The sequence below is a fragment of the Shewanella morhuae genome, from assembly GCF_900156405.1.
Classification (GTDB): Bacteria; Pseudomonadota; Gammaproteobacteria; order Enterobacterales; family Shewanellaceae; genus Shewanella; species Shewanella morhuae.
In genome coordinates this window covers 1-4,957 of sequence record NZ_FTNN01000029.1, presented here as the reverse complement: position 1 = coordinate 4,957, position 4,957 = coordinate 1, and the positions used below count along the sequence as shown (strand labels likewise).

Below are 4,957 nucleotides of genomic sequence, written 5' to 3'. Positions count from 1 at the left end.
ACTACAAGAAGGCTGGGAAGGAGCATGTCGCTATCCCCAATATACTCGAACGACAATTTGCAGTGGTTGAACCAAACACCGTCTGGTGTGGCGATGTCACTTACATTTGGGCGGGTAATCGCTGGTGCTATTTAGCGGTTGTACTGGACTTATTTTCCAGAAAAGCGGTGGGTTGGGCAATGTCATTTTCACCAGATACTGAGTTAACGGTGAAAGCACTGGAAATGGCATTTGAATCACGGAGTAAGCCTAAAAACCTGATATTTCACTCAGACCAAGGCAGTCATTACACTAGCCTTAAATACCGTCAACGGCTGTGGAAATATCAAATAACTCAGAGCATGAGTCGCCGAGGTAACTGCTGGGATAATGCGCCAATGGAGCGATTTTTCAGGAGTTTAAAAACGGAATGGGTGCCAACGCAAGGCTATAAGAGTTTTGTTGAAGCTAAACAAGATGTGACTGATTATATTATTGGCTATTATAGCCAAGTCAGGCCACATCATTATAATGCAGGATTAAGCCCAAATGAATCAGAGCGAAGGTTTTGGGAAGATTCTAAAACCGTGGCCAAATTTAGTTGACCATATATGGACGCCTCAGCTTTTACAACACTTTTGAATGATTGGTTCACTACCATATATTCGGCGTCTAAATAGGCTTTTTACCCGCGCCATGATGTAAATCCGAAACCCATTACCTTATCACTACATCGGCATTTAATGCCTTGGTCAAGTCAGGCTCTAATAGGTACGGTTGACCGTTTATTCATCAGTGCATGTAAACTTTTACGTGATGCTTAACGTCTTACGCAAACGCTTTATTAACGTCGAAATTATCGTTACTCGTGAGGATCCGCCATCCTATACGCGCTATTTTATTGGCCAATGCGACAACGGCTTTGTGTCGACCTTGCCTTAACGCAAGTGCATTAAACCATCGCCCAAGTCTATCATCACGTTTGCTCGCAAATCGGCCAACGGCTCTGGCGCCGTGTATGAGTAAAACACGTAGTTCTGAGCTGCCATTTTTCGTGATCGATCCTAGTCGAACTTTTCCACCAGAACTCGATTGCGATGGCACTAAGCCACACCATGCAGATAATTGCCGGCCATTTTTAAATTGATGACCCGAACCTAATTCACTCATAAAGCTTGCTGTGACTAATGGTCCAAAGCCAGGGATCGACAGCAATGCATTGTAGCGAGGTTGGATTTGACATAGCGCTTTAATGTCGCGCTCGATTTGATTAATTCTCTCATTTAAAACACATAAATCTTCATATAAAAATTTTAACAGGTAATGAAGCGTATGAGACAGTTCATGCTCATTATTTGCTAAAATACGGCTAAGTGACGCTTGTAATTGCAACCTGCCGACAGAGAAGATCACACCAGACTCGCTCGCTAGGCTTCGAATTTGATTGACCATGGCGGTTCGATTTTGAACGAGACGACTACGTACACAACGTAATGCTTTAATGTCTTGTTGCTCAACAGTTTTAACTGGAACCATGTGGATATTAGGTCTGAAAACCGCTTCGCATATAGCGAGGGCATCGTTGGCATCATTCTTTTGGTTTGCAACAAATGGCTTAACATGTTGAGCAGGAATCAATTGCACTTGATAACCAAGAGCTTGAAATTGTCTTCCCCAGTAATGCGCCGTACCACAGGCCTCCATAGCAATAAGGCTACCTTCGGGGAATTGTCTAATTTTATCGAGCAGCTTGTTTCTGTTAACCTTTTTGTTACTCATGACAGAGTTATCCATAAGACAAACACAAACTTGAAAAACATTTTTGGCTAAATCGATACCAATAACTTTAATATCCATGATGGAAACCTCCAGAACTATTTGTCAGCTTTAAGCTTGGCATAATACTGCAAGCTTAGGTGCTGAGGCGTCCATCACATCACTACACGCGGTATAAGATCGGTCTTGCGACCGAAAGGTCGTGGGGCTTCACCCCACACCCGACCAAGGAGGACTGCTCGTCCTATCCTCCTTGGATTCTCCAAGACGCCCCTAGCGAAGTTACATGCATTGATTAGTGGCTTCGTGCTTATTCGAAAATAGCTAACGCTTCCGATGGGGCATCCCTTCCCCCCGAAAGCTACGCAGACGTCCTGTCTGCGTCACGCTATTTTCTTCAACGCCCTTCAGCAACTTCGCAGGGGATTGGTGAACTTCTGTGGCATTAGAATTAACTTTTCGCATTGAAAGAGTTATAATCAGTAGCTACATAATTATATCTAAATTAGCAAATCAACAATATCTCTCATTTTATCATCAACTGCATTATTCATAATTAAAGTGTAAACACTATCTTGATAGCTAGAGCAAATCTGAAAATATGTTTCATCAGACTTTTCCAACTTAACATTAATCACACCCTTAGACAGTAAGTTATCAAAAAAGTTATTATCAATACCTTTAATCTTATCTGAAAATTTTACATATGACTTTTTTTGATCTACAAATCTTGCTCGATTAAAAAATGAAGTAAAAAAGGTTCTAAGTTCTTTTTCAACTAAAGATCTACTTTCATTAAGTCTACTCTTAGCCAATTCAATAACTACGTCCAAGTCACCCATCTGACAAGAGTCAAACATTTCAGGCTCAAGTGTAGTCGGTATATTGTTATTATTTATACTTTCGAAAACACAGTTTGAAAACTTGGTATTATTGAATTTTGATATAGTAAAACCTTTATACCCTACAAACCTTGAATTAAAAACATGCGTATCTGAAAAATCCAATGCTTTTCCATCACCATATATGGACAGAAAATAAATACTATTGTCATCTCCAAGCATATATTTCAACTTAGCCATCCTCTCTGTCTTAGAAGAGCTTTTATTGAGCCCAAAGACCAAATTAACTAAAAAAGAAATAGCTCTAAATCTATAATCATCCTTTTTAAAAACATCCTCATAATGCAAAGTTGTTCTGATATTCACTACAAGCCTTTTTATCAACTCCTTTGAATCTACATCTTTAACACTAAAGTATTTCAATACATCTTTAAAAACACCACTTTCACCATAAGCATGCTTAGCTATTAACTTAACTAATTCATCACTTTTAGAACCACTATTTATATAATGAATTATACTTAAAGAGTTAAAATACTCAGAGATAAAATCATATTTAAAACTGCAGCTATCGCCTTTAACAGTAATTAATGGATTTCTCATTAATTTATCAGTTAAATCAGCTGCAACCTCAGGATAGTATACGCTGATGATGTTTTTCAAATCTTCAGTTGGAAAAGTATCACTATGTGATATTGCCAACTCCAAAAAAACATCTAGTACTTCACTAATAGTTATTTCGATTGTCTGCCTAACCGATTCCCGCCGAAGAATTGAATAGACTAGATAATCAGTAAGTTCAGAATTACTTTCATAACTCTTATCTTCAAAAGACAATTCAAAACCTAACGAGTCAGTTCCTTGAGAATCCTCAACTATTGAAGACAATAAATCTACAATAAATGGTAAAATCCTTTGGTTTTCATCTTTAGATATCAGTGGCGTAACATTGGTTTTCACCGCCTTGATCATTTGCTCGCTGTTGTTATAATTTTTAAAACGTTTTTCTAGATACTTCTGGCACGTTTTATCATCAAAACCAAGCAACAAAAACTTACTTAAATTTGAATATTTTGAAACTAAATCATCAGAAATAACATCATTTCTTGATGTTATTATTATTTTAGACGAACTCATCTCCCTATTTAATTCATCAATTGACTTTAAGAAAAGTTCAATATCAAAACCTTCATGAAACAAAGGAATTATTTCATCTAAACCATCTATAATTAATATTAACTTACCAGTTAATATTAAAACTTCAAAAGTAACCTTGTTAAAAACATACTCATCATCCTGATTAATGCAAACAGAAGAATAAGCATCATATAAATCATAAACACTCTTTATTTCTCTTCTTGCTAGTAGAGTGGAGGACTTCTTCATCTCTTCAGACTCTATAAAAACAGGTATAACATCATCTTCCTTCTGATAAAACCTAGCAAGATTAGAGCACAAAGTTGTCTTGCCGGTACCACCAGGTGCTATAATTACATTAGCAGTTACCTGCTCATCTTCTTTTAACTTTCTTTTAAGATAATCATAGGCCGGACCTAAATCTTCAACATCTCCATTATTCAAAATTAAAGATTGATCAATGAAATTAGGTCTTGTATAAATTCCTAAATCACGTTTTGCATCTTCATCTACACAATATTCCCAAATATAATCAGCGTAAGTCAACTCCGTTAATTTTATAGTCAAACCATTATCTTTAAATAACTTACCAAGATAGTCTTTTTTACTATTGTTTCTTTTCAAAACTGTAAGACTTGTGATCTTAATACCTTTAGACTTAACTAGTTCGCATATTCTTTGAACTGTTTTATCGAGTGTTGTATTGTTAAATAAAAACAAATAATACTGTAATAATGGAGACTTAGTCTCCCATAACTCGAATTTTATTTTATTACTACCTGAAAAATCTATTGTTTGCGACTTTTCAAAAACACGCTTTCTGTTCTTGTAATTTATTTTTAAAAAATCTTCTATCCTGGTAAATTCTTGAATAGCTGGAACTTCATTTATTGAATATTTCTTCTGCGGCCTAGCTGATTTAACCTCACCTTTTATATGCGCTAAAACTTTTAAGAAAGATTCTTCAAAAAACTCATCAACTCTAAAGTCAATATAAAATTTATTCTTTAAATAATAAGGAACCACATCCCCTTCCCTTAGTATTGGAATAATATTACTCTTACCAGTACCTAGATATTCATCCCAGTGTCGAGCCACTGCCAATGAGGTTTCGATACCTACACCACCCAGGGTGAGATCGTGAACGTTTTTTGAACTGATAATGTTGACACATAATCTGTTTGACGCCCTTGCTTAGCTGTGATCTTATACTCTCTTTTAGG

The 4,957-nt window shown here is 36.4% G+C and carries 3 protein-coding genes; 1 reads left to right on the top strand and 2 read right to left on the bottom strand.

Features of this window, described 5'->3' with window-relative positions; translation table 11 throughout:
* On the top strand, positions 1-584 hold a 584-nt coding region (locus BW947_RS18360), incomplete at its 5' end, for an IS3 family transposase (RefSeq protein ID WP_076502321.1).
* 223 nt (positions 585-807) lie between these two features.
* Here the strand turns inward: BW947_RS18360 and BW947_RS18355 are convergent.
* A complete protein-coding gene (locus BW947_RS18355; RefSeq protein ID WP_076502320.1) occupies positions 808-1,836 on the bottom strand; it encodes an IS110-like element ISSba8 family transposase in 1,029 nt (342 codons plus the stop codon).
* A gap of 419 nt (positions 1,837-2,255) precedes the next feature.
* Positions 2,256-4,838, bottom strand: a complete 2,583-nt coding sequence (locus tag BW947_RS18350) for an NACHT domain-containing protein (RefSeq protein ID WP_076502319.1) — start codon at positions 4,836-4,838, stop codon at positions 2,256-2,258.
* Positions 4,839-4,957 lie beyond the last annotated feature (119 nt).

What these genes read in the sequence shown, in the direction of transcription:
- BW947_RS18355 (WP_076502320.1), bottom strand. Translation starts at nt 1,836, where the DNA reads ATGGATATTAAAGTTATTGGTATCGATTTAGCCAAAAATGTTTTTCAA.